23 protein-coding genes are annotated in these 23,206 nt (G+C 57.9%); 8 read left to right on the top strand and 15 right to left on the bottom strand.

Annotated elements, in window-relative coordinates; translation table 11 throughout:
* Positions 1-121 precede the first annotated feature (121 nt).
* The 6 genes from tatB to ACY692_RS02890 all read left to right on the top strand — a co-directional run bounded on the left by tatB (position 122) and on the right by ACY692_RS02890 (position 4,865).
* Positions 122-460, top strand: a complete 339-nt coding sequence (gene tatB, locus ACY692_RS02915; RefSeq protein ID WP_462323835.1) for a Sec-independent protein translocase protein TatB — start codon at positions 122-124, stop codon at positions 458-460.
* 63 nt (positions 461-523) lie between these two features.
* Entirely contained in the window at positions 524-1,279 is a 756-nt protein-coding gene (gene tatC, locus ACY692_RS02910; RefSeq protein ID WP_462323866.1) for a twin-arginine translocase subunit TatC, read from the top strand.
* Positions 1,280-1,311: 32 nt separating this feature from the next.
* Complete coding sequence (hisB, locus tag ACY692_RS02905; protein WP_462323834.1) at positions 1,312-1,902, top strand: imidazoleglycerol-phosphate dehydratase HisB; 591 nt, start codon at positions 1,312-1,314, stop codon at positions 1,900-1,902.
* Positions 1,899-2,537 carry a hypothetical protein gene (locus tag ACY692_RS02900; RefSeq protein ID WP_462323833.1) on the top strand — a complete coding sequence of 213 codons (639 nt, stop codon included), beginning with the start codon at positions 1,899-1,901 and terminating at the stop codon, positions 2,535-2,537. Before hisB ends, ACY692_RS02900 begins: the two co-directional genes overlap by 4 nt.
* Complete coding sequence (gene hisA, locus ACY692_RS02895; protein WP_462323832.1) at positions 2,534-3,283, top strand: 1-(5-phosphoribosyl)-5-[(5-phosphoribosylamino)methylideneamino]imidazole-4-carboxamide isomerase; 750 nt, start codon at positions 2,534-2,536, stop codon at positions 3,281-3,283. The genes ACY692_RS02900 and hisA overlap by 4 nt, the downstream gene beginning before the upstream one ends.
* Before the next feature lie 97 nt (positions 3,284-3,380).
* Positions 3,381-4,865, top strand: coding sequence for a UTP--glucose-1-phosphate uridylyltransferase (locus ACY692_RS02890; RefSeq protein ID WP_462323831.1), 1,485 nt, complete (start codon positions 3,381-3,383; stop codon positions 4,863-4,865).
* Positions 4,866-5,128: 263 nt separating this feature from the next.
* Here the strand turns inward: ACY692_RS02890 and ACY692_RS02885 are convergent, their stop codons facing one another.
* Positions 5,129-7,582: a Lon protease family protein gene (locus ACY692_RS02885; protein ID WP_462323830.1), complete on the bottom strand. Its 2,454-nt coding sequence runs from the start codon at positions 7,580-7,582 to the stop codon at positions 5,129-5,131.
* Between the two features lie 43 nt (positions 7,583-7,625).
* A complete protein-coding gene (locus tag ACY692_RS02880; protein WP_462323829.1) occupies positions 7,626-8,063 on the bottom strand; it encodes an Hsp20/alpha crystallin family protein in 438 nt (145 codons plus the stop codon).
* Positions 8,064-8,249: 186 nt separating this feature from the next.
* Here ACY692_RS02880 and ACY692_RS02875 point away from each other — a divergent pair, with 186 nt between their 5' ends.
* Together ACY692_RS02875 and ACY692_RS02870 are read left to right on the top strand one after the other, a co-directional pair.
* On the top strand, positions 8,250-9,137 hold the full coding sequence (locus ACY692_RS02875; protein WP_462323828.1) for a deoxyribonuclease IV: 888 nt from the start codon (positions 8,250-8,252) through the stop codon (positions 9,135-9,137).
* Between the two features lie 99 nt (positions 9,138-9,236).
* Entirely contained in the window at positions 9,237-11,690 is a 2,454-nt protein-coding gene (locus ACY692_RS02870; RefSeq protein ID WP_462323827.1) for a methyl-accepting chemotaxis protein, read from the top strand.
* Between the two features lie 85 nt (positions 11,691-11,775).
* On the opposite strand, the gene ACY692_RS02865 is transcribed toward ACY692_RS02870, so the two are convergent.
* The 13 genes from ACY692_RS02865 to ACY692_RS02805 form a co-directional block, all read right to left on the bottom strand.
* Positions 11,776-12,993, bottom strand: a complete 1,218-nt coding sequence (locus tag ACY692_RS02865) for an AMP-binding enzyme (protein WP_462323826.1) — start codon at positions 12,991-12,993, stop codon at positions 11,776-11,778.
* Positions 12,981-13,976 (bottom strand): beta-ketoacyl synthase N-terminal-like domain-containing protein, encoded by a 996-nt coding sequence (locus tag ACY692_RS02860; protein ID WP_462323825.1) that lies wholly within the window; start codon positions 13,974-13,976, stop codon positions 12,981-12,983. Before ACY692_RS02860 ends, ACY692_RS02865 begins: the two co-directional genes overlap by 13 nt.
* Positions 13,960-15,177 carry a beta-ketoacyl-[acyl-carrier-protein] synthase family protein gene (locus ACY692_RS02855; protein ID WP_462323824.1) on the bottom strand — a complete coding sequence of 406 codons (1,218 nt, stop codon included), beginning with the start codon at positions 15,175-15,177 and terminating at the stop codon, positions 13,960-13,962. Before ACY692_RS02855 ends, ACY692_RS02860 begins: the two co-directional genes overlap by 17 nt.
* Position 15,178: 1 nt before the next feature.
* Positions 15,179-15,433, bottom strand: a complete 255-nt coding sequence (locus ACY692_RS02850) for a phosphopantetheine-binding protein (RefSeq protein WP_462323823.1) — start codon at positions 15,431-15,433, stop codon at positions 15,179-15,181.
* 1 nt (position 15,434) lies between these two features.
* Positions 15,435-16,379 (bottom strand): LpxL/LpxP family acyltransferase, encoded by a 945-nt coding sequence (locus ACY692_RS02845; RefSeq protein ID WP_462323822.1) that lies wholly within the window; start codon positions 16,377-16,379, stop codon positions 15,435-15,437.
* Positions 16,354-17,586 (bottom strand): DUF2062 domain-containing protein, encoded by a 1,233-nt coding sequence (locus ACY692_RS02840; protein WP_462323821.1) that lies wholly within the window; start codon positions 17,584-17,586, stop codon positions 16,354-16,356. Before ACY692_RS02840 ends, ACY692_RS02845 begins: the two co-directional genes overlap by 26 nt.
* A gap of 1 nt (position 17,587) precedes the next feature.
* Positions 17,588-18,046 (bottom strand): acyl-CoA thioesterase, encoded by a 459-nt coding sequence (locus tag ACY692_RS02835; RefSeq protein WP_462323820.1) that lies wholly within the window; start codon positions 18,044-18,046, stop codon positions 17,588-17,590.
* Entirely contained in the window at positions 18,043-18,411 is a 369-nt protein-coding gene (locus ACY692_RS02830; protein WP_462323819.1) for a hypothetical protein, read from the bottom strand. Before ACY692_RS02830 ends, ACY692_RS02835 begins: the two co-directional genes overlap by 4 nt.
* A 14-nt stretch (positions 18,412-18,425) precedes the next feature.
* Entirely contained in the window at positions 18,426-19,082 is a 657-nt protein-coding gene (locus ACY692_RS02825) for a hypothetical protein (protein ID WP_462323818.1), read from the bottom strand.
* Positions 19,079-21,427 carry an MMPL family transporter gene (locus tag ACY692_RS02820; RefSeq protein ID WP_462323817.1) on the bottom strand — a complete coding sequence of 783 codons (2,349 nt, stop codon included), beginning with the start codon at positions 21,425-21,427 and terminating at the stop codon, positions 19,079-19,081. The genes ACY692_RS02825 and ACY692_RS02820 overlap by 4 nt, the downstream gene beginning before the upstream one ends.
* A 10-nt stretch (positions 21,428-21,437) precedes the next feature.
* Entirely contained in the window at positions 21,438-22,067 is a 630-nt protein-coding gene (locus ACY692_RS02815; RefSeq protein WP_462323816.1) for a LolA family protein, read from the bottom strand.
* The gene (locus ACY692_RS02810; RefSeq protein WP_462323815.1) at positions 22,064-22,525 is read right to left on the bottom strand and encodes an ApeP family dehydratase; all 462 of its coding nucleotides are present in this window, start codon (positions 22,523-22,525) and stop codon (positions 22,064-22,066) included. The genes ACY692_RS02815 and ACY692_RS02810 overlap by 4 nt, the downstream gene beginning before the upstream one ends.
* Positions 22,526-22,786: 261 nt before the next feature.
* Positions 22,787-23,197 carry a hypothetical protein gene (locus ACY692_RS02805; RefSeq protein WP_462323814.1) on the bottom strand — a complete coding sequence of 137 codons (411 nt, stop codon included), beginning with the start codon at positions 23,195-23,197 and terminating at the stop codon, positions 22,787-22,789.
* Between the last annotated feature and the right edge of the window lie 9 nt (positions 23,198-23,206).

The following is a 23,206-nucleotide window of genomic DNA, read 5'->3' as shown; positions in this document are numbered from 1 at the left end:
CAGGAGGTGTTGCATGTTCCACAGGGCGCAAGCACACGGCCTGCGGCTTTTTGATTGTGCGTCAAGGTACACACGCTAGGCCGTGTGGCAGGAAACCCTCCACCTCAGCAATGGTATAGACATGTTTGGAATAGGTACCACTGAAATTCTCATTATTCTGGTCGTGGCCCTCATCGTTATCGGTCCCAAAAAGCTGCCCGAGGTGGCCAGGACCCTGGGTAAGGCCCTCGGGGAATTCAAGAAGATGAGTTCGGATGTCAAGCGGACTATCGATCTGGAGGCCGAGCGGGCCGAGGAACAGGACAAGACCAGCAAGGCAGAAAAAGAATTGTTTTCCAAAAAAAAGGACCGGGCTGAAGAAACCGGGGGACCTGAGCCCGAGATCGTGGAGGAAGGCAAGGACGACGGGCAGTCCAAGACACCCTCGGGATCGGCCGGTATGCCCGGCAAGGAGGCCTGATCCGCCATGGCAGAAGAAAACACCGCAACGACAACGCCCGGATCGGACTCTGCCGGTGACGAGATGACTTTTACCGGCCATCTCGGAGAGTTCAGAAAGCGTCTCGTCCATTGTGCTATCGCATCCGTCGTCGGTTTTTTGGGGTGCTACGCCTTTGCCGAACGGTTGTTCAATCTTTTGATGGCTCCCCTGGTCAAGGTACTCCCCCCGGAGAGTACCCTTATTTTCACTTCCCTTCCCGAGGCCTTTTTCACCTATCTCAAGGTCGCTTTCGTGGCCGGTCTGTTCGTGGTCAGCCCATATATCTTCTATCAGATATGGCAATTCGTGGCCCCTGGATTGTATGCATCCGAGCGGAAGTTTTTTGTCCCCATGGCCTTTTGTTCGGCCCTTTTTTTTGTCAGCGGGGCCTTGTTTGGCTATTTCGTGGTCTTTCCCTTCGGTTTCGAGTTCTTTATGGGCTTTACCACGGATTTTATTCGGCCCATGCCGACCATTCGGGAGTATCTGGGATTCTCCCTGAAGCTGCTCATCGCCTTTGGTGTCATCTTCGAACTCCCGTTGTTCATATTCTTTCTGGCACGACTGGGCATGGTCACGGCCGATGGATTGCGGAAGAAGCGGAAGTACGCCATCCTGTGCTCCTTTTTGGTCTCTGCTGTACTCACCCCCCCTGATGTCGTTTCCCAGACGTTCATGGCCGGTCCCTTGATCATTCTCTATGAGCTCAGTATCTGGGTCGCCTTCTTTTTCGGGAAGAAGAAAACGCCCCCCGCAGAGGAAGAAACCAAGCAGGATGACGTTGCTGTCCGGGAATAGAACGATCCAAGACCCTTAATGAGGAAATCTCCATGACTACCAGACGGGCCCGGACCGAACGGGTCACCAATGAGACCAGCATAGACATCGACTGCACGCTCGATGGGAATGGAAAAACGTCCATCCGAACGGGATACGGGTTTGCCGACCATATGTTCGATTTGATGGGGTTTTGGGCCGGATTCGATATGGAGATCCACTGCAAGGGGGACTACCATATCGATGCCCACCACAGTGTCGAGGATATCGGACTCGCCTTGGGCGAAACCTTCCATGCCGCATTGGGGGACAAGTCCGGAATCGCCCGCGTGGGTTGGGCCAGGGTGCCCATGGACGAGGCCCTGGCTGAGGTCGTCGTGGATATCTCCGGGCGTCCCTACCTTGTGTATGAGGAAAGGGATCTGCCACCGATCATTGCCGGCCAGGAAAAGGATCTATGGAGGGAATTTTTCAAGTCCTTTGCCATGAAGGCCGGCATCAATCTGCATATCCACATCCTGTACGGAATGAACGGCCACCATATGCTCGAATCCGTGTTCAAGGGAGTGGGGCTGGCCCTGCGCCAGGGTCTTGTACGCAAGGGGGGCGGGGTATTCAGCACAAAGGGGGTATTGGATCAATGAAAAATCCGACGCGAATGCTCTGTGCCCTGGTTCTCTTGTCCCTTGTCTGTTCATGTGCCCCCAAGACGGGGGTCACTCCCATACCCCGGGATGTCCGTCTGGCTGTGGCCGGTTTTTTCCAGCCTACCCATTCCTGGGAACTCATGGCCGGTCATCTTCCGGAGGAATACGCACCCCTGCCCACCAATGTCCTTGGGTTCATGGACGGAGAACTTGCCGCCAAGCTGTCCGAACGGAACGGGGCTCCTTTTATCGGCCCCGGCGTGGTCAGACAGTGCCGGGAGATATTGCTCGCCAAGCAGAACCGGTCCAGGCCATCCGCCCTGGCCTTCTGGAGGGACGTGGCCGAGTGCGTGCCGGCCGATTATATTCTTGTCCCCTATATCTTCCAATGGCAGGAACGGAAGGGGAATGAATGGAGCGTCAATCAGCCGGCGGGTGTCGTTTTCGATCTCTATCTGATCGACGTGGACAACGACACCGTCAGGCGTGCCCATTACGAAGAGGTGCAGCATTCCTTAAGCGAGAATGTGCTCGATGCGGGGACTTTTTTCAAACGCAAGGGCAGGTGGGTCACTGCCGAACAGATGGCCGGGGAAGGGTTGGCCGATTGTCTTGAGGAGCTAGGATTATGATGTTGTTCCCTGCAGTGGATATCAAGGACGGACAATGCGTGCGTCTCAGACAGGGGGCCGAGGACCAGGTCACGGTGTTTGCCCCGGACCCGGCAAGCATGGCCCGGCAATGGGTGGATATGGGTGCCGAGTGGCTGCACGTCATCGATCTGGATGGGGCCTTCAGCGGACGGCCTAAAAATTTTGATCTCATCCAGGCCATGTGCGCATCCATAGATATACCCGTCCAATTGGGCGGAGGAATACGCGACACGGGTGTGGCCAAGGGGTATCTTGATGCGGGTGTGACCCGCTTGATCATCGGGACCATGGCCCTGGAAGATCCGGATATGTTTAGTCGCCTGTGTGATGCATTCCCCGGAAAGATAGGGGTTTCATTGGATGCTCGGGACGGCGTACTCAAGACTAGAGGGTGGGTCGAGGACGCGGGGGTCCGCGTTGCCGATGTTGTCCCGCGGCTGGAGCGTCAGGGGGCGTCTTTTTTCATCTATACGGATATCGCCCGTGACGGGATGCAGTCCGGAGTGAACATCCCGGCCATGGAGGAGCTCCTGGCCCTTTCCGGGGTGCCTGTGCTCGCGGCCGGGGGAATATCGACTATCGAGGATGTCAAGGAACTCCATCCCTTGTCCCGTCAGGGACTGCAGGGGGTGATCACCGGCAAGGCGATCTACTCGGGGACGCTTGATGTGCGGAAGACCCTGGCCTGGTTGAGGGCGCAGAGGTCCGAAGCCCAAAGCGGGTAAGGGACTGGCAAGGTTTCCGATCAGGTTCCGTGCGCACGGGGCCTGTGCGTGCACCCAAAAAACGATGGCCCCGGTCCGTCCGGCCAAGGAGGTTCTGTTGGAAGAGCATTCTCCGCTGATCCGTTTTTTAGGGGGTAATACGTTTACCTCGGCGCAGAAGTTCAAGCCGTTCGAATTGAAGATGGAGGCCCACGGCCTCCCTGATATCGTCATCAACGTCACCAAGTACTATTACCACCAATTGCTCCATGGGTCCCTGGGAAAATTGGGGGAAGCCGATATCCGGCCTGTCTCCCGTGATGGGATCACGTCCTTCGGGGATGTCCGGGAGTGCGCTGGGGCCGGTTCCGCTGCCCTGGACAGATTGGCGATCATCAAACTCAATGGCGGGTCCGGCACGTCCATGGGCCTCGAGAAGGCCAAGGCCCTTCTGCCGGTCCGGGGGGAGCTGACCTTCCTGGATATTATCGTCCGCCAGGTCCTTCGCATGCGGGAAAAGACCGGTCATGAGGTCCCGCTCGTTTTCATGAACAGTTTCCGGACCCACCTGGACACCATGCTGGCCATCGAGGGGTTTGACAATGGTTCGACCGGGGTACCCCTCGCCTTTATCCAACACAAGTCACCCAAGATCATGCAGGAGGACCTGTCGCCCGCTACCTGGCCAAAAAATCCCGAACTGGAATGGAATCCTCCCGGACACGGGGACATTTTTACCTCCCTGGTCACCTCCGGAACCCTGCAGAAGCTACTCGGGGCGGGCTTTGAGTACGCCTTTATCGCCAACTCGGACAATCTTGGGGCCGTGGTGGACACGACCATTTTCGGGTATATGGTCCAAAACGATCTTCCTTTTCTCATGGAGGTGGCCGACAGGACTCCGGCGGACAAGAAAGGAGGCCATCTGTGCCGATTGGAGGAAAACGGTCGACTGGCCCTGCGAGAAATCGCCCAATGTACCGATGACGAAATCGATCGGTTCCAGGATATCCGCAAGTATATTTTTTTCAACACGAATTCCATCTGGATCAATCTGAAGGTTCTGGAAAAGGTCTTTGTCTACCACGGGATGATGCCCCTCGATCTGATCGTCAATGAAAAGCATCTCGATCCGAGGGACAAAGCATCCCCGTGGATATTCCAGCTCGAAACCGCCATGGGATCGGCCATCTCTTCTTTCCGTGAGGCCCAGGTCCTGCGGGTTCCCCGGACCCGTTTCGCACCGGTCAAGAAGTGCAACGACCTGCTCAATATCATGTCCGACAATTTTTTCCTCTCCGACGACAATACCGTGGTCCCCAATCCCGGAAGGACCCTCGGGCCTATCCTCATCGATCTGGACCCCCACTATTACACGAAGATCGATGATTTTCTGGCCCGTTTTCCCTTTGGGCCGCCGTCCCTGTTGGAGTGTTCTTCGCTTCGGGTCGAGGGGGACATCGTCTTTTCAAAAGGGGTTGTCCTGCGCGGTGACGTGGTCATAAAAAACCAGACGGACAACCAGATAACGGTCCGCCAGGAGGAACTCGAGGACAAGGATTTCGACCTGTGTTTCAAGTCCAGGTATGTGACCACGTTCTAATTCTGTCCGTCGACTATGCTCTGTGTACAAAAAAGCCCCGCAGGAATACGGGGCTTTTTTTACCGATGTGCAGGAGATGTGGCCATCAGGGGATGGGGCAAACGTTATCCACTGCACTGATGGGGATCTTAAAGGGGTTGGGCGGCCCATAGGCGTGCAGTGGGTGGCGGATCCGTACAAGATCCCCCGGATCAGGTCCTGGATGACGTGTCGTGGGCCAACCGCTATTGCGTATTGCCGAGGATCTTGTGCGTGTCGTCCGGTTAGGGCTTGCTGGAAGAGGTCTCCTCCCCGGACGTACCGAATTGTTTGAGCCCCTCGGCCAGGTCGGTCAGCCTGGCGTCCACCGCGCCATTGATGCTTTTTGGGGGATAGGTGCCGTTCTTCAGCCGCTTTCCCGGGGGGGTGCCCGTGAGAATCCGCATTCCCTCATCCACATGGGAAATGGCCCAGATGTGGAAATCCCCTTTTTCAACCGCATTGACCACTTCATGGCGGAGCATGAGATCCTTTGTATTGGTTGTAGGGATGACCACACCCTGCTCGCCGGTCAGCCCCATATGTTTGCAGCAGGAAAAGAATCCTTCGATTTTCTGGTTCACCCCGCCAATGGCCTGGATCTCTCCCTTTTGATTGATCGATCCGGTCACGGCCACCCCTTGTTTTACCGGGAGTCCAGCCAAACTCGAGAGGAGCGCGTAGACCTCCGCTGACGAGGCGCTGTCGCCGTCCACTCCGCTGTAACTCTGTTCAAAGGCGAGGGACGCGCTCATGGCCAAGGGTTTGTCCTGAGCGTATTTGTTCCGCAGGTAGCCCGCCAGGATGAGGACCCCCTTGTTGTGGGTCGCACCGGAAAGATCGGCCTCCCGCTCGATATTGATGATTCCTGCCCTGCCCATGGATGTGGTCGCGGTGATCCGGCTCGGTTTGCCGAACATGTAGTCTCCAAGGGCATAGACGGCCAATCCATTGACCTGGCCGACAACCTCTCCCTGGGTGTCGATCTTGATCGATCCCCGGTCGATCATCTCCTGGATTTTTTCTTCGATCAGGTTCGAGCGGGATATTCGGGCCCCGACGGCCTTGTCCACATGGTCCTGACTGACGGTTTTGGCCCCCTCCTGCTTGGCGAAGTAATCGCATTCCAGGACAAGATCGCTGAGCAGGGGGAATGTCGTGGCGATTTTTTCCTGCCTTCCGGCCATGCGCACGGCCTGTTCCACCAGTCCGCAGACCCCGGTTCTGTCGAAAGGGAGCAGACCGTGTTCGTCCGTTTGGGATCTGATGAACGAGGCCAGGGACAGGATGGATGCCGTTGTCTTGTCCATACTTTGGTCGAACTCGGCCCGGACCTTGAATATCTTTGCCGTGTCTTCGTCAAAGGACCGGAGCAAGGTGTACAGCCGGTGGTTGGCCAGTACGACCACCTTCACGTCCATGCCGATGGGTTGTGGCTTGAGACCGGTCGTGGTGAAGAGATAAAAGGGGTCGTAGGTTTCGATCTCCATCTTGCGGCTTTTGAGTGCCCGTTTGAGGGCCGGCCAGACTCCCGGCTCCACAAGGGCGTCCATGAGGTTGAAGATGAGGTAGCCACCATTGGCCTTGATAAAGGATCCCGCCTTGATCTTGCTGAAGTCTGTCCGCCACATGCCGCTGCGGTCAACGACACGCTCGATCGACCCGAAAAGGTTCCTGTATGTGGGATAGTTCTCCACGATGACCGGAACCCCCTTCTGATCGCTGTGGTCCGTGAGCACATTGACCGTGTACTGGGTGAATGGATCGCCCATGGGCATCATGGCCTGGGCGACCATGGACTCCTTGGACGGGGCCTGGAAAATACGCATGTTCTCGAGCATATCCTCGATCATGTCCGCAAGATAATCCTTGAGGACCGTTGATCCGTATGCCTGGTCGAGCCGTTCGATATGTTCCTGGACAAGATTGGTGAACATGAGCCGATCGATCTGTTTGTTTTTCTCCTGGATTTCTTTTTGCAACTCCCTGATTTCCATGAATGTCGAATCGATCTGTTCCCGGATTTTCTGGTAATTTTTTTGTAGCCTGGCCAGCTCGTCTTTGGGGAACCGTCCTTTCTCGGCCATCTGTTCGACCTTTGCCAGGGGCACGGGCTCACCATCGACCAGGGGCATGACATCAGGCGGGTGTCCCTGTTTGCCCTGGATGGTCACCAGGGCGAATCCCGCCTCCTTGACCTTTTTTTCCAGGGCCAGGAAAAAACTGGTGGTCTTTTTTTCATACGCATTGGCGATCTCGTTCTTCCTGTTGATGTATTCCTGGCTCTCAAAGAGTTGGGGGACCTCCTTCTTCAGGGTTTCAAGCAGGTTGTGCATGTCTTTTTTGAGCCGTTGTCCCTTCCCCGGAGAAAGTCGCAAAAGAAGAGGGATCTCGGGATGCTTGAAATTATGGAGATAGCACAGGTCGTCCGGGACCTTGGCTTCCCCGGCTGCGACGTCCTCGATGAGGTGCTTGACCACCCCCAGCCGGCCGGTTCCGGCCTTGCCGGTGACGAAAATATTGTATCCCGGTCGGCGCATTCCTATGCCGAAATAAAGGGACTCGATGGCCCTGTCCTGTCCAAGGATCGTCGTCAGGGGGGCAATTCCGCTGGTGTCGGCAAAGGGAAGAGATGCGGGATCCATACGCCATCTCAGTTCCGGGACCGGTATTTCCTTGTTTTTTTTGCTAGTTGCCATGATCGCGCTCCTTGCCGTTTATCTGGTGGATGGGGGCCGGGGGTCATGATGCAAAGGTCACGTCGATCTTGCGTGGGCCGGGAGGGACCTTTTTTTTCAGGGTGACCATGAGGATTCCATCCCGGTATGTGGCCGAGATGGTCTCTTCCTCAACCGGCCCGGGGAGGGGGACCTTGGTGGCAAAGGTCCGCTGCGAGACAAAGGGACTCCGGCCGTTGGGGCGGAGATCCTGCTGGGTGCCCTTGATGGACAGGTCGTGGTTGACCAGATTGACCTCCAGGCTTTGGGGAACCACATAGGGGAACTCCATCTTGACGATAAACGATGTTTCGCTCTCAAAGGTGGTTATCCTCGGTTGGTCCTTGAGCATGCCGAGATAGAACGGTGAACTGAAATCGTCCATGAAACAGGTCATCAACTCGTCCATATCCTCTTTGATCTTCCGGATCTCTTGATTTTTCCACAGGATCAGGTCAGACATGATATTCCTCCAGGATAGACACTGGCAAACGGTTCGGGGATTGGTCGAGACATACGACAGAACCTGGGATTTGGCCATAGTTTTGTCTGATTGAGAAGGAACGTAGTGGAATGACTGGAAAGCAACCTCGGCGCGGTCCGTAGGATGGATAGTTTTGTCTGGTTGAGAAGGAACGTAGTGGAATGTATGCAAGCTGATGCCCCGTTCGTCCCCGTGTTCCAAGACCGCTTGGTGGGTTCGCACATGCCCATCACCGGTGGATTGGCCAACGCCCTGGACCGGATCTCCTCGGTGGGTGGTACGGCGCTGCAGATTTTTTCCCGCAACCAGCGGCAGTGGAAGGCGGTCCCCCTTAACGAAGAAGACATCCGCGCCTTTTCCGGCGCGTGGCGCACGTGGGGGCCGTATCCGATTTGCATCCATGATTCCTATCTGGTCAACCTGGCCGGTACCGACCGGGCCAAGGCCGAGAAATCCGTGGATGCGTTCGCACGCGAACTGCGGCGTGCCCACGCACTGGGGATAGACCGTTTGGTTACCCATCCGGGATCCCATTTGGGGGCAGGGGTGGATGCCGGACTGGCGAGGTATGTCCGGAACCTGGACCGGAGTATTGACCAAAGCGGGGTGGACGACGTGACCATCCTATTGGAAACCACGGCCGGGCAGGGAACCAATCTGGGGGCCTGTTTCGAGGAGTTGGCCTATATCCTGGAGCACTCTGGCCATTCTTCCGGATTGGGGGTGTGCGTCGATACCTGCCATGTCTTTGCCGCAGGGTATGATCTGTCCACTCCCAAGGGCTATAGGACCACCTTCGATCGATTCGAACGGTTGATCGGCCTGGACCGTCTCGGGTGTTTCCATGCCAATGACTCGAAACTTCCCTGCGGCTCCCGCCGCGACCGTCATGAACATATCGGCAGGGGGGAGATCGGTCTCTCCGGCTTCAGCTTGTTGATGCGTGATGAACGGTTCGTGTCCATCCCCATGATCCTGGAGACGCCAAAGGACAAGGATCTGGTTATGGACCGTGAAAATCTCGCTGTTTTGAAACGGTTGGCTGAGGGCTGATCCATGCGGAATAAGAGCTGGCCGTTATTTATTTTAGTAGTGCTTCTTGGAGGGTGGTGCGACCACCCCTGATCGTCCTGTTTCCTTTGTGGAGGATGTATGCGTTTGAATTTTTATCAGAAAATCATCGTTGGTATTGTTGTGGCCATGGTTGCTCTCGTTGTCGGCATCTGTACGGTCAACTACGTACAGTCCAAGGAGACCTTGCATACCCTGGCAAAGGGTTCCCTGAACACGGTGTCAAATACCCTGCACAATGTTCTGACCATGCAGAACAAGGCATTGCTCAAACAGTTCAACGGGCCGCTGGCGGTAATGATGGGCGATATCACCCGGGATGGGGGGATTTTCATCAATAATGACCAATTGATGGACATAACGGTGAAAAATCAGAATACCCTCGAGCCCGAGGACCTCTCCATCCCGACCATGTATGTGGGGCTGGGCAAGGGCCATGGGGCCACCACCCTGGTAGACAAGATCCACGATGCCTCTTCCACCGCTGCAACCATATTTCAGGTTCTGCCCGGAAAACTCCTGAGGGTGAGTACGAATATCAAGAACGAGCAGGGGGAACGGGTTGTTGGAACCTATATCCCGGCGACCAGCCCGGTGTACAAGACGGTGATGAAGGGGCAAGATTACAGGGGGATAGCCACTGTTGTCGGAGAAAAATACCTCACCTTGTACCATCCCGTGAAGGACCCCGACGGCAACCCGGTTGCCGTGATTTTTGTGGGTAACAAGATCATGACCCCCGAATTCAGAGGATTCGTGGATTCGGTCGATGTGGCCGGAAAGGGGTATGCTTTTTTGGTAGACGGAAATGGCAATCTCTTGGTCCATCCTTCGCGTGTGGGACACAACCTGGAATCGGTTGTCCCGGGGATGTGGGAAAAGATCCGCGGGACCAAGGAAACGACCCTCCTCTATGAGCGTGATGGCCAGGCCCGGTTTGCCGATCTCCGTCTGTTCGCTCCTTGGGGGTGGTACATCGGGGTCTCCATCGACCAGGACGAGATGCTTTTCGGTATGGACAAAAAGGCCCTGATGACCGGGATCGTGGTCGTCATCGTTTCGAGCATCCTTTTCACCCTGATCGTTTTTGTCATGCTCAGGTTGTTTATGCGGCCGCTCCTGGCGCTCGCTGAAACGGCAAAGAAGATCGCGGGGGGGGATCTTGACGCACGGGCCGAATACGACCGTAAGGACGCCATCGGTGATACTACCCGGGCCGTGAACATCATGGCCGCGGAGATCAAGAAAAAACTCGGGTTTGCCTCCGGTGTTCTTGAAGGGATCACCCTGCCCGCAGCGGTCATCGACCACAGGAATGAATTCACCTTTATCAACCAGCCCATGATCGATGTCCTGGGCACGGATCTGTCCAGAGAGGAGTGTTTGGGCAAGTCCACGAGCCAGGTGGTCCACGGTGGGGGCAGCAGGGAGACCATTGCCGAACGGTGCCTGGCGTCCAGGGAACAGATCCGGGAAGAAGTGGCCTACACCGCTGCGGGTGGCCAGACCAAAAACGTCTCCATCTCCGCGACGCCGGTCTTCGATCTGGACAAAAATCTGTTGGGGGTGCTTTCTTTATGGGTGGATTTGACGGAGATCAGAACCCAGCAGGAACGCATCGAGAGGCAAAACAGGGAGATCGCCGGAGTAGCGCAGACAACCGAGGTGATCGCCGAACAGGTCTCGACGGCCGCCGAGGAACTGGCGGCCCAGGTGGAGGAATCCAGCCGGGGAGCGGATTCGCAGTTGGCCCAGGCCGGTGAAACCCAGGTGGCCATCGAGCAGTTGAGCACAACGGCCATCGATGTCGCCCGCAACGCCGCGGTGGCCTCGAATCTGGCCGATGAAACCAAGACAAAGGCCGAGGAAGGGGTTGTCGTTGTCAGCGAGATGGTCGGGTTGATCGAGACCCTGGCCGGTGTCTCTGCGGAAATGCAGCAGGACATGGGAGAACTCGGCAAACAGGCCCAGGGGATCGGGGATATACTTGGGGTCATCACGGATATCGCCGACCAGACCAATCTCCTTGCCCTGAACGCGGCCATTGAGGCCGCCCGGGCCGGCGACGCCGGACGTGGTTTTGCGGTCGTGGCCGACGAGGTCCGCAAGCTGGCGGAAAAGACCATGGTTGCCACCAAGGAGGTCAGCTCGTCCATCGGTTCCATCCAGAAGAGCGCTAAGGCGTCCATCGAGGAGAGCCGGCGCTCGGGTGAGCTGATCAAGGAAACCACCGTGTTGGCGGATAGCTCCGGAAAGGCCCTGGAAACGATGGTCCAGAAGATCCAGGAAAACGCGGACCAGGTCATGCGGATCGCTGCTGCGGCCGAGGAACAGTCTGCGGCCAACGAGGAAATCCGTGAGGCCATTGATGGGATCCGGCGTATCTCCGAGGAAACAGCCAACGCGATGACCGAATCGGCCCGGGCCATCACCGAGCTGGCCCAATTGTCCCTGGAACTCAAGACCGGAGTTCAGGATATGGTGACAGAAGAGGACAGTCTGCCGGATACCGACCAGAGGGCCATCAAGGCCTGATCCATAACGGAAGCAACCACGAAAAAACGGGACCGCATGGTAATGCGGTCCCGTTTTTTCGTGGTTGCGGATGTATCTGGATCGTTCATTCTCGAGTATCCCAATCAGTATGCTTTCCCATGGCGTTGACGGGAAGTTCCGTTCCGAAGGCCAGGGCCTTGGGGATTTCAGCCGAAGTGAGCCGGTCTGCCAGCCAGGAACGCAGCTCGCGGCGTTCCCCCCCGCTCGGCGTGCCTGATTTTGGAACGATAAAGGCCTTGAGGCGGTGCCCTTCTTCCGGACGCATGAGGCGGACCACGCAATCGTCGATCTCGGGATGCGTCTTGATGATCTCGGCTATTCTGTCGGGGTATACGTTGATGCCCGCCACTTGAACCGCCTTGTCCGTCCGTTTGATGGGACGGAAGGTCCGGGCGTCTTCCCACTGGACGACATCCGGCATGGCATAGGACCTAACCGCACTCCCATTCGGGAGGATACGGGTAATTTGCACGGAGTCTGGATCGTGGTCCGGGGGTATCTGCCAGAAAGGGAGGAGGGTATAGGGAGCTTCCGGATGGTTGCGGGTTCCCAGCCCCCCGGTCTCTGACGATCCGTACACTTCCGTCATCAAGGCCAGGCCGTGGTCGAGAAGCTGATGGATGATCGTGGCGGGGCAGGGGCCGGTGGACGTGACACCGCGTACCCCTTCCGGGAAGGTCACGTTGAGCTGGGAAAGAGCTTTCCAGAATAGGGGAAAGGCAATGACAAGATCTCCCCTGGCCATTTTTTCCAATAGCCCGGTCGAAGCCACGGGGGGAAGGTCGAGAACCGGAACGCGCAAAACCTTGGGCAGCAGAACGGAAAAGAGAAATCCGTATATGTGATGCCGGGGAACAAAGGTCAGAATCCGTGTGCATCCTTTGAAAATTTCGGCCTGAGCCAGGATCTCCTGCTCGAGAAGGGCCATGGTCTGCGGACAGGCCGTGGGTGTTCCCGTACTGCCCGAGGTGTTGAAAAAGAGGGTGCCGTTGTCCGTTTGCCAACGGGAAAACGCTCGGTGAGCCCATTCTCCCAGGGGTGGTGGTGCTGTACGAGAAATGACGGAGCAAGAGAGGCCGAACATGGACGTAAACTGCGTGGCAACGTCCAAGAGTCCTGCCTCATCCAGGCCCAGGTGATCCGTGGACAGGGGCGTATAGTCACCGATCTCCATGGGGGCGGTGGGGAAATAGCTTGATCCGGCCCGGGAGGACAAGGTGCTGCGTATCATGCTCGCCAGGATGGCCGTCATGTCAGCGGGGGTGATGGTCAATTCGTGCATGGTGATTTTTCCGGGGGTGAAACCTGCAGGTGGCCCGTTGTGTCCGAGTGATGGCGACTCAGGCAGGAGATCCGGGTCGACGGGCTGATATGAGGGCGCAAGCCATTATTGTGTGCCAGCAAGGCGATGGCAATATCAAAGGCCATGGCGATGGGGATGTTGCCGTACACCGGGGTGAAATCGAAGACGTCGTCACGAGTGCTCGATGCCGCGCGGCGGAACGGGCCCGGAGCGCCGGAAAAAAAGAGAGGCCCCCTAGCAATGCCGGTTGGACCGCCACGCGTTACCGCGACATGATCCACGGATCCAAGCTCTGCCCTGCCCGGGTCACCATGGAGACAGAAGAAGGCCGCTCCTTCGCCCAAGGGGGTTGAGCGACGCCGTCCGGGAGCTGAATTGTCGGATTCCGCTACGATGCGATCCGTTGTGTGCTGGAGCAGGCCCGTTTGTTCGTCCACAGCCCCGACCAGAACACGCTCCACCCTGCCTTCGTCGAGCCAGGACCGGGCGGTGAGGAAGGCAGCCCCGACCGATGTCTCGAATTGGGTCACCGTGGAGCAGGGGCCGTTGACGTGCATGTTCAGGGCGATGGTGGCCGCGGGGATATTGTGCACCGAGTGGGAAAAGGCCATGGGGGACGAAAGGGGCGCTCCGTGGTCGATAATGGAGTCCAGAAAATCAAAGGTCAGTTTGCTGGGACCGTATCCCGTGGCCAGCACGATCCCGGTATCGTGGAGGTTTTCCGCGGACAGGCCCGCATTCTCCACCGCTTTGAAGGCGGCCAGCAGACCCATGCGCGTGAAGTGATCCACCCTGCGTAATGCGCGGGCTGGGAGATGATCGGCAAGGGGCTTGGTATCGGCTGTACCTCCGGACCACGGTTCGGGGCTACCGGCAAGAACCGCCCGAGTGACGCGCTGGAGATCGTCCACATGGGTACCGAAGGGGCCCACGACCCCCATACCCTCAATACCTATGCGCATGGTCCTCTCCTCCTTTTTGGATAACGAGCACCGAGTTGTTTCCCCCAAAGGCCAGAGACTGGGAGAGGGCAATATTTCCATATATTTCGGTTGCATGCGTGGTGGGGACTACCTTGAGGTCCGGATCGGGCTGTGTGAACCCGGGACTTGCCGGCAGTTGGCCCGATGCCAGATGCGCCATGGTGAATACCGCCTCGATGCCTCCGGCCGCGCCCAGGGTATGGCCGGTCACCCCCTTGGTGGCGATGACCGGGGTGGTCGGGAAAAGTTCGTTGAAAACGGCCGCCTCGGCCATGTCGTTGTTTGATGTGGCTGTGCCGTGGGCGTTGATGAAGGTGATATCCCGGTGATCGACACCGGCCTGCTCCAATGCATGGTGGATCGCCTTTTTAAGACCCCGCCCCTCAGGGTGGGGGGCCGTGGGGTGGTAGGCATCGGCCACGGTTCCGTACCCGCAAATACCGGCGAGTTCCCTTGCCTCTCTTTGTTCCCGGAAATCTTCCGACTCCAGAACAATCATCCCTGCCCCTTCCCCGAGATTGAGGCCCTTCCGTGAACGGTCGAAAGGGCGGCAGGGTCCATTGTCCACGTTCATGAGCCGGATGAATCCGTTATAGGTCACTTCGGAGAGTTCATCGGCTCCACCGGCAATGACCACATCGCAGAGCCCCATGCGGATCCACGCGGCCCCCTGACCGATGGCGTCCGTACCGGAGGAACAGGCGTTGACGACCGTTTGGACAGGGCCGGTTGTTCCGAGTTCCAGGGCCAACGCCAGGGCCGGGTTGGAATCCAGATAGCGGTGGATGGGGGCGAGATCCTGCCGGGTGTTGCGGCGGTGCTCGCGGTAGAAATCCAGAAAGTTGAGGGCAGCGCCCACCGAGGTCCCGATGCACACCCCGACCCGTGCCGGGGCCAGCTCTTCTGCCCCCAGCCCCGCCTGTTCCAATGCCTCGAGGGCCGCATGGCGGGCAAAGCGGACCGTGAGGGTTCGGTCGTGGACCGGCAGGTGGTCATCGGCAAGACGATGCTCGGGAACCTCAAAAACCGGGAAGGGCTGAGAGTGCTCATTGTGGAACCGGCCTGGTTCCTGGGGATCCCGCCTGCCTGTTGCCAGGGACGCCAGACACTCGTCCACATGCAAACCGGCCGCACAGATGCATCCCATGCCCGTGACGCTGACGTGTGGCTGCTTGCGCATGTTAGTGCCGATGTTCCTGGATGAAGGCTGCAAGGGTGTCGATGGACGCAAAGGCTTTTTTGTTCTCTTCCATCTCTTCGATGACCACCCCGAAAAGCCGTTCGATGAGCACGACGATTTCCACGGCGTCCAGGGAATCGAGTCCGAGTCCGTCATCCCCAAAAAGGGGAGCGCTGTCCCCGATCGATTCTGGGGTGATGTCTTCGAGGTGGAGTTCCTTGACCAGGGCTTGCTTGAGTTGGGTTTTTATGTCCATGTCAGGTGCTCTCGATGTTCCACATGTCGTAGAAGTTGAAGAATTGATAGGGGTGGTTGCGACAGATTGTTTCCAGTTCGTGTGCAAAGGACTGGGCGTATTCTTGGTATGCCCGGGACGAGGGCCCCAGTCCCGTGGGGACCTGCATGACCTTGGTGATGACCTGTCGAGCCCTGCCTGGGCCTGTACGCAGGGAAAAGGTGACCACGACGGAGGCCCCTGTTGCCGAGGCCAGACGGTACGGGCTGACAGGGACGCGGATGGGGTCGCCAAGAAAATTTACTCGAACGGTATTCTTGTCCGTACCGAGCATGCGGTCTCCCATGGTGCAGAGTATTTCACCCCGTTTGAGCAGGGCCGTCATCTCAAGAGTTCCTCCCAGATATCCGTGGGGATCGATGGTAGTGGTGCGCTGAGCATGCCCCCGGTAATCATGGAAATGGCGGTCCACGTCTCCTTGTTCCCGGTGCAGAAGGATGTGGATGCGGGAATCGAGGGTGTCGAGACCGGCCGTTGCCATCTGCCAGCATCCTATGTGGCCGGACAAGAGGATGATCCCCCGGTCCCGGGCGTGCAGCCGTGCGAGGGTCGCGACATCCTCGGGAGACGGGGCCATCTCGAATTGGTCCATGATCCCCGCAACGGCCCGGTCCACAAGACTCTTGCCCAGTTCCCATTGCAGGCGGAAGCAATGATAGATTTTTTTCCAGCCGCGTGCCCCGGGAAAACGGCGGGCAATATACGGACCCGACCGGGCTCGGATATCAGGACGGATGGTATACCAGAGAACCACGAAAACCAGCAGGCCATAGGCAGCGTTGCGCCCTCCGATCCTGATGAGTCCGTAAAAAATATGGTGCTGCAGCCGGGAGCCCACGCTTTTGCTGGACCATCTTTGTGGATTCGTCATGGCGGCCTCGTCACCGGGCCGCATTGCGTGCGGCATGTTTTATCCCGTGGGCCAGGATTCTTGAGAGGACATAAACAATGACGAGGGTGGCCACCGCAAACAGGGGCGCAAGGACCAGGGAGCCGAGAATCCATTCGTACAATCTTTGGAACGCTTCATACCCCAGGGTTTGCAAGGATATCTCCGTGAGAAACCGTCCATGCCGCATGAAAAATCCCGCCTCGATACACAAGGCCGGAACAATGGGCGGGATGCAGACCTGACTGGCGGCCAAGGCCGCAAATTTGTTCAGCCTGAGCCATCCTGCAGCCAGCAGAATGGCGATGCTGTGCATGGCCACAAGGGGCAGGGTTCCCAGGAATACGCCCAGTGCGCAGGCAAGGGCCAGATCGCGCGGGGTTGCATCGTCGGCCAGCAGACGTTGCAACGAGCGGATGGGATGGATGGGCGTTGGCGCGCCCGCCGATCCGGTATCAAAGGTCGTGTGCGGTATGGGCAGGATGGAGCGTATGGTCAACCGCGTATTGAGCAGGGAGATGCGCACGTTGTCCTTGAAGGCCTTGAAATGGGAAATGCGTTGTTCTTTTTTCGGATAAAACACGGCGACATCCACTTCTTCCAGCCGAAACCCGGCCCAGGCTGCTTTGACCAGGACTTCCACCTCGAAACTGTAGTGGTTCTCCGTGAGGGAGAGATGGTTGAAAATGGTGACCGGATAGGCGCGGAATCCGCTTTGGACATCCGAAATAACGGCTCCGGTCTGGACCCGGAGCCAAAAATTGGAAAAGTGTCGTCCGAACCGTGAGGATTGGGGAATATTGGAACCGCTGAAGTCGCGTGCTCCCACAATGATGGCGTTTACATCTTTTGCAATGGCCGCAATGAACAGAGGAATGTCGGCCGGATCATGCTGCCCGTCGGCATCGATGGTGATGATATGGGTCATGCCCATGTGTCGAGCCGTTTCAGCTCCTGTTCTGATGGCAGCTCCCTTTCCCTGATTTTTTGCGTGGCAGACGGAGGGCACCCCCAGTTCTTCAAGCCGGTCTTGACTCAGATCGGTGCTCCCGTCATCCACCACCAGAACATGGTCGTGGACCGCTCTGGTTCGGGTGACGACCTCCTGCAATGTACCTGCATGGTTGTACACGGGTATGACAACCAGAATGCGGGACCGGAGGGATTCTCCCGGATTGCACCGGGGCTTTCGGGAATCCTGGCTGGGGGGACATGGAATGGACATATCAGACCTTTCCCCGGGCCCATTGGCGACAGAAATCGGCATAGAAATCAGGTGGGGCCATGAGCAGACACCCCTCGAGGTCCAGAAACAACTGTACGCTGCATCCCGTTGTGGTCACCTTGCCCTCCTGGTTGCGGATTTCAAACCCGAAGTTCATGCGCGCCGCCCGGGTCCAATACAGGACGGCAGTGATGGAGCATGTTTCGCCGAATTCCAGGGGCAGTTCGTAATCCACCTGCATCCGTTTGATGGGGGTGACAATCCCCTGATCGTTGAAATCCAGATAGCCGATCCCGTACGTGTCCCCGAGAGCGGTCCTGGCATCCTCGAAATAACTGGGATAGCGACCGTGCCAGACGATGCCCAGGGGATCGACTTCCTCGAACCGGATGCGGCGTTCCACAGTGAGGGTCAGCGGAGCCGGATCGTCCGGGGCTGTCTTGAAATAGGGATGTCTCATAGAGCGGACTCCGGGGGTTCCAGAAACAGGGGAAAGGACGCGCAGGGTTCGTCACCGATGCTCAATCGCACATCGGCCCGGACCGTGTCGTCCTGCAGGCTGATACGGGCAACGGCGGTCATGGTTTCACCCGGTTGGACGATCCGCATGAATTTGGTCCGCCCCATCCGGAGCAGTTTCATGGGAGAACCGTTCCCCGCCGTGAGGATGCCGGCCATGATCTGGACCATGGCCGGAAGAATGGGCCGGTCCGGGAAATGGCCGTTGAACCCGGAAAAAGAGGGGGGGAAAACAAAGGACATTTCCCGAGTGTCCGTATCGGTGGATTGCTGTGGAGCCGTGGCACAGGCTCGCACTTCGTTCATAAGATGGCTCACGGTCATCCTCCCGGATAGGTGTCCACAAGTCGGATGGAAAGGGAATAGTCGGCAGCAGCATTCTGGAACGTGATCGTCTGGGGCATGCCGGTTGGCGGCTCTCTTGTGCCAAAGAGGATTCGCCATGATTCATGTGGTCCCCGGGCGGTGGTCGCCGTCAATATGTCCCCGGAAAAATTGTGAATGAGATGAACCCCGTTATGTATCCCCTGCAGGGATACGGCCCCGGCGTTTTCCTCGACCGTATCCTTTCCGGTGGGGTCGTAACCGAGCCAGATCCGCCGGATGCAGAATGCGATATGTTCGTCCACGTGGCGGATACGGCACAGACTCGGGTGGAGGAAATGCGTGGTTATGCTCTCCGGAAAGACCGTCAGGTCGAACAGCTTCAGCCCGAACCCGCCCATGCCCACGACCCGTGCTTCCCGTGCCACGGGGTCGAGGCGCATCATCCCCCGTATGTTCATGTCCAAATCCCGGTCCGGAATACGCAGCCGGACCAGGTGCCGCATGACGACGGGCGTTGGGGGGAGACGGTTTGCAAGGACCAGTCTGCGTGCTTCGGGAGACGGAGGCTTGGTTGATCCGACCCCGCTCGGGGTCCTGGGCGCGCAGGCCAATGTCAGCACCAGCAGCAGGGGCAGAACACATCTGATCATCGCCTGCCTCCCTGGAGTAGGGGGATGACGCAGAGGGCCATGATCAAGGCCGTGGAGATCCCGGTGAGCACCGTCAGACCCATGGAAAAAAGCGCAGGATGCCGGGCCAGGGTGAGTGCCCCAAAACCGGCCAGGGTGCTCAGTGCCGAGAACAGCACGGCCTTGAGGGTGCCATGGTGCAAGCTCGCATGCTTTCTGCAGACCATGAAAATGCCGTAATCCGCCCCCAGCCCCATGACCAGGGGGATGGCAACGATGTGGAAGAGGTTCAGGCTCTGTCCGGCAAGATGCATGATCGTCAGCACGGCCGTCACTCCCCCGGCAACGGGAAGAAGGGCCAGGCCCGTCTGGTACAGGTTGCGGAACAGAAGTACCGTGAAGAGTGCAATGGCTACAAAGGCGGTCGTTCCGGAACAAAGCACATCCGTTGTCATGGCCCGGCCGAGCATGTTCCTGAACCGTCCGGCAGATACGAACCGGGCATTCAGGCCATCTTCGATCCGGGGAGGAAAAAGCGAACTTGCCCGTGGTGTGTCCGGGAGCAGGGTGAGTACGGCGAATCCGGTCTTGGTGTGAACCATGAGCATGTCCAGGATGCCCGATAGGCCCAGTGTACGCAGGGTCTGCTCGGTGATGTTTTCCGGAGGCGTCTTGATGAACGCTGCGAATCTCTCAAAGGCCGTGGGTGCAAACCCCATGGCGCGGCTCGCGTTGTCCACGGATGCAAGGGTGGTCGATGCGCGGGGTTTCCAGAAACCGTTCCACCCCGTGATATTCTCGGTCTGTGTCTTTTTCGAGGGAAGAATGGGGGCGATGGATATGCTCTGCGTAGCCATATCCTTGGCGCGCATATGTTCCCAGACCCTGTCATTGGATTCCAGTGCCTGTTCCCGGGTCCTGCCCATGGCAAAGACCATGGCGGTGTCCCGCATGCCTCCCCATATATCGCGCGTGGCATCTTCCTCGGCTTTGACTGCTCCAGGCACATACCCCAGTTCCCGGAGATCGCCATTGATCCGTGTGTGTACTGCCGCCCAGATGCCGATTGTGAGGATCAGTGCCCAGACAGCCAGGATTTTCCACGCTTTCCCCGTGGGCCCATGGGCGAGGGGGCGGGACCGTTTTCCGGACCGGGACGCGGGAGTGATGACATGCGGCAGGACCACAAGGGAAAGAAACAGGGAGACCCCAATGCCTGTTATGGAGAACACGGCGAGCTGGCGGATGCCCGGGATGTCCGAGACAAACAGGGAGGCAAAGGCCACGCATGAGGTCAGGGCGCCAAAGATGACCGGCCGCGCCACCTCGGTCAAAACCTGTCCGGGGGACTGGTCCGGTTGCCGCAGGGCGTGGAAGACATGGACGGCAAAATCAACGGATATTCCCAGCAGTACCGCCCCAAAGCCGAGGACGATCCCGGAGATACCGCCGTACAGCATGGAGGTGACAACGCCGGAAACACAGATGACCGCAACCGGCACCAGAAACACGAAGAGGCCTTCCCGGGAACGCATGGAGCAGGCAAAAAGCACGGCGAGCAGTGCCAGGGAGACCGGCAGGATGATCCGCAGATCCTTTTTGATGGTTTGGGCATTGGCCAGGGTATGGCGGTGTCCGGATGCGAGGATGGTTGTGGCTCCAGGCGGGAGGCCGCGGCATGCCTTGCGGTACGTGGCCATGACTTTTGCCGCGCCAAGGGAGTCGGTCATGGGGATTTCGGTTTCGGCAATGACCAGGGCGTGTTTGCCGTCGTTGCTGACGAACACGCCGTTTTCCACGCGGACGTTGAAGAGTCTGCCGGATGCCGCCAGCTTGGGGAGTACCAGGTTGCGTATGCCGATGGGATCCAAGGAGAAAATCTGTTTAAAGGCCATGCCGCTGGGGGAGACAAGGACCCTGAACATGGTTTTAAGAGAGTCATGGATATGGGCGGGAGTGCGTATGTCTTCAAGCTCCGTCAGGTCCTTTTCCGTCAGCAGGGCCGGGGCGGCGCGGATGAACCCGGCCAGGGACTGGGGGGAGAGACCCGTTCCCGGACCGCAGACCACCCGGGGAAAAACCGGTCCCTGAAGTGCCTTGGCCAGGTTTTTTGCGGCCTTGGCGGGATTCCCGCCGGGATGGCTCACCGTAATGGTCATCCGCCGGGTAAAAGGGGCGTTTTGCAGCAGTTCGAAATCCGCAACGACCCGGGTCTTGCCGTCGGGAAGCATGGTCCGGATATCTTCCCGGACCACGAGACCTGCAACGCGGAATCCGCAGGCGAGGATCGCGAGTAGGGTCAGGGCAAGGAGAAGGTTTTTTTTCGGTGTGAGAGCCGTGTACATGCGGCCGATGATCTCGAACATGAATGGATGGTTACCTGAAAATGGCGTTGGATATGGGCTGGTTGAGTACGGTGTTCACAAAGGTGATGCGGGTGAAATCGCCACCTTTTTCATGCAACTCAATCCGGTGGACCGAATCGCGGGTCTCGGAAAATTCGATCACGATATCGTCCATGAAATGTTTGGCCGTGTTGTTTTTGGGGGACAGGCGTAATTGCAACGGCTGCATGGCCACAAGCCGGATGTCGAATCGATCGCGCAGCCACTCCTGATCAAAGGAGGCCCAGGCCATGAGCTGGGTGGCCACCCCGTGCATGATGGGATCGTCACGGAGCACAAAGGGGTTTCGGTCAGCTCCAGCATCGCTCCACCGGACCCCGGTGTCGCCGTCCAGGGCAAACCCCTCTGTAAAGGGAGATGTGTATTCCCACCGCAATTTATCCTTGGCCTTGAAGGTGAAGTGGCCTTTGGAGACAATGAGGTTTTCGAACATGGCCAACCGTTTTTCCTGCACGAAATCGCACGAAATGGTGGTGACGCGTGACGATTTGGCCTCTACCTCCTCGAGGACTTTTTCCAGATCGGGGGCCTGAGCGCAAACCAGGGACGGGACAACGAGGGTGCAGACAATGAGAGCAAAAAGGATCGAACGGGATTTCATGGGCGCTCCGGAGCATCATCCATGTTTTCGGTAGGCGGAACGTACAGCTTGATTTTGCCCCGTGCCAGAACGGTCGAATTCCGAGAAATGACCGCCTGGACAACCCCAAACCCTTCAAATGTGCCCAGGCAGGTGGTGGCGATGGTCAGCCTGTCTCCCTCGCGGGCATCTTCCCGGCATTCAAACCCCTGGATGCCCACGAGATATCCGATGGGAAAGGGGAGCCCCCGGCGGGTGAACTCATACCCCTTGTGGGCGGCAAAGGTTTGGGCCCCCAATTCGACAAACCCGGCACGTTCCATGCGACCGGCTCCATCCAGAAGCATGTGCCCGGGAGCGAGGGTCGTTCCACAGACCCCCTCATCGCCCTCGGCCGCAATAAGGGTGTCGATATAGACCATGGGAGGCTGGTGGGGGAGAAATTGGTCCGCTGGAGCCGGAAGGGGCGGGAGAGTCATAGGGTATTTTTCCTGAAGGCTGTATGGCCGGTGGAACAATCGTCCGGAACTCGCATGGGGCTCGGAGAGAGGCCATGCCGATATCCAAGGACTGTGATTATTTTACACCAAAGCCCGTTTGGACAGCACCGTTTTCTGAACGGATTGCAGTTTCACTGTAGGGCAATCAAATTGTAGGGACGGACCTGTGTGTCCGCCCCTACGGATCGTCTTTAAAATCAGTGGTTCGATAGACATCCAATGTGGTGAGACTGTTTTGATTTAGTTTTCCTTGAGCATCTCTGTTCTGATGGCCCGGTCGAGATTCTGGATCCAGCCGTTGTAGTTTTTGTGGATCTTGGTGCCGTCATATTTGAGATTGTAGCTGTTCTTGTACATGATGCTGTAATCCTGGGCCGAATAGACGATGTCCACGACCGCCTTGTGGGAGCGAAGAAGTAATGTGCCCACGATATGGCCGGGTGTTGTCGGCGTCATCGTCCAGCCAAGGGAGGTGCCGGCTACCATGATGGCTTTCTTCACCTGGGGTGCTTCAATGGGGTGTGCGCCCGTTTCCAGAACCGGGGCATCGACAATATTATAGACGGGTGCTGTCCGACAACCGCTCAGGCAGAACAGGGCAACAAGGGCAACAAGTGAGATGGTCAGGCCGATCCGTTGTGCAGAAAGCATGGGGCATTC

The organism is Desulfoplanes sp. (assembly GCF_054921335.1).
Note: the sequence above shows the minus strand (reverse complement) of the source record. Positions and strands in the feature narration are given on the sequence as shown.

Excerpts from the sequence above, each read along its gene's own strand:
- tatB (WP_462323835.1), top strand. The coding sequence starts at position 122 with ATGTTTGGAATAGGTACCACTGAAATTCTCATTATTCTGGTCGTGGCC.
- tatC (WP_462323866.1), top strand. The coding sequence starts at position 524 with ATGACTTTTACCGGCCATCTCGGAGAGTTCAGAAAGCGTCTCGTCCAT.
- hisB (WP_462323834.1), top strand. The coding sequence starts at position 1,312 with ATGACTACCAGACGGGCCCGGACCGAACGGGTCACCAATGAGACCAGC.
- ACY692_RS02900 (WP_462323833.1), top strand. The coding sequence starts at position 1,899 with ATGAAAAATCCGACGCGAATGCTCTGTGCCCTGGTTCTCTTGTCCCTT.
- hisA (WP_462323832.1), top strand. The coding sequence starts at position 2,534 with ATGATGTTGTTCCCTGCAGTGGATATCAAGGACGGACAATGCGTGCGT.
- ACY692_RS02885 (WP_462323830.1), bottom strand. The coding sequence starts at position 7,582 with ATGGCAACTAGCAAAAAAAACAAGGAAATACCGGTCCCGGAACTGAGA.
- ACY692_RS02880 (WP_462323829.1), bottom strand. The coding sequence starts at position 8,063 with ATGTCTGACCTGATCCTGTGGAAAAATCAAGAGATCCGGAAGATCAAA.
- ACY692_RS02875 (WP_462323828.1), top strand. The coding sequence starts at position 8,250 with ATGCAAGCTGATGCCCCGTTCGTCCCCGTGTTCCAAGACCGCTTGGTG.
- ACY692_RS02870 (WP_462323827.1), top strand. The coding sequence starts at position 9,237 with ATGCGTTTGAATTTTTATCAGAAAATCATCGTTGGTATTGTTGTGGCC.
- ACY692_RS02865 (WP_462323826.1), bottom strand. The coding sequence starts at position 12,993 with ATGCACGAATTGACCATCACCCCCGCTGACATGACGGCCATCCTGGCG.
- ACY692_RS02860 (WP_462323825.1), bottom strand. The coding sequence starts at position 13,976 with ATGCGCATAGGTATTGAGGGTATGGGGGTCGTGGGCCCCTTCGGTACC.
- ACY692_RS02855 (WP_462323824.1), bottom strand. The coding sequence starts at position 15,177 with ATGCGCAAGCAGCCACACGTCAGCGTCACGGGCATGGGATGCATCTGT.
- ACY692_RS02850 (WP_462323823.1), bottom strand. The coding sequence starts at position 15,433 with ATGGACATAAAAACCCAACTCAAGCAAGCCCTGGTCAAGGAACTCCAC.
- ACY692_RS02845 (WP_462323822.1), bottom strand. The coding sequence starts at position 16,379 with ATGCCGCACGCAATGCGGCCCGGTGACGAGGCCGCCATGACGAATCCA.
- ACY692_RS02840 (WP_462323821.1), bottom strand. The coding sequence starts at position 17,586 with ATGTCCATTCCATGTCCCCCCAGCCAGGATTCCCGAAAGCCCCGGTGC.
- ACY692_RS02835 (WP_462323820.1), bottom strand. The coding sequence starts at position 18,046 with ATGAGACATCCCTATTTCAAGACAGCCCCGGACGATCCGGCTCCGCTG.
- ACY692_RS02830 (WP_462323819.1), bottom strand. The coding sequence starts at position 18,411 with ATGAACGAAGTGCGAGCCTGTGCCACGGCTCCACAGCAATCCACCGAT.
- ACY692_RS02825 (WP_462323818.1), bottom strand. The coding sequence starts at position 19,082 with ATGATCAGATGTGTTCTGCCCCTGCTGCTGGTGCTGACATTGGCCTGC.
- ACY692_RS02820 (WP_462323817.1), bottom strand. The coding sequence starts at position 21,427 with ATGTTCGAGATCATCGGCCGCATGTACACGGCTCTCACACCGAAAAAA.
- ACY692_RS02815 (WP_462323816.1), bottom strand. The coding sequence starts at position 22,067 with ATGAAATCCCGTTCGATCCTTTTTGCTCTCATTGTCTGCACCCTCGTT.
- ACY692_RS02810 (WP_462323815.1), bottom strand. The coding sequence starts at position 22,525 with ATGACTCTCCCGCCCCTTCCGGCTCCAGCGGACCAATTTCTCCCCCAC.
- ACY692_RS02805 (WP_462323814.1), bottom strand. The coding sequence starts at position 23,197 with ATGCTTTCTGCACAACGGATCGGCCTGACCATCTCACTTGTTGCCCTT.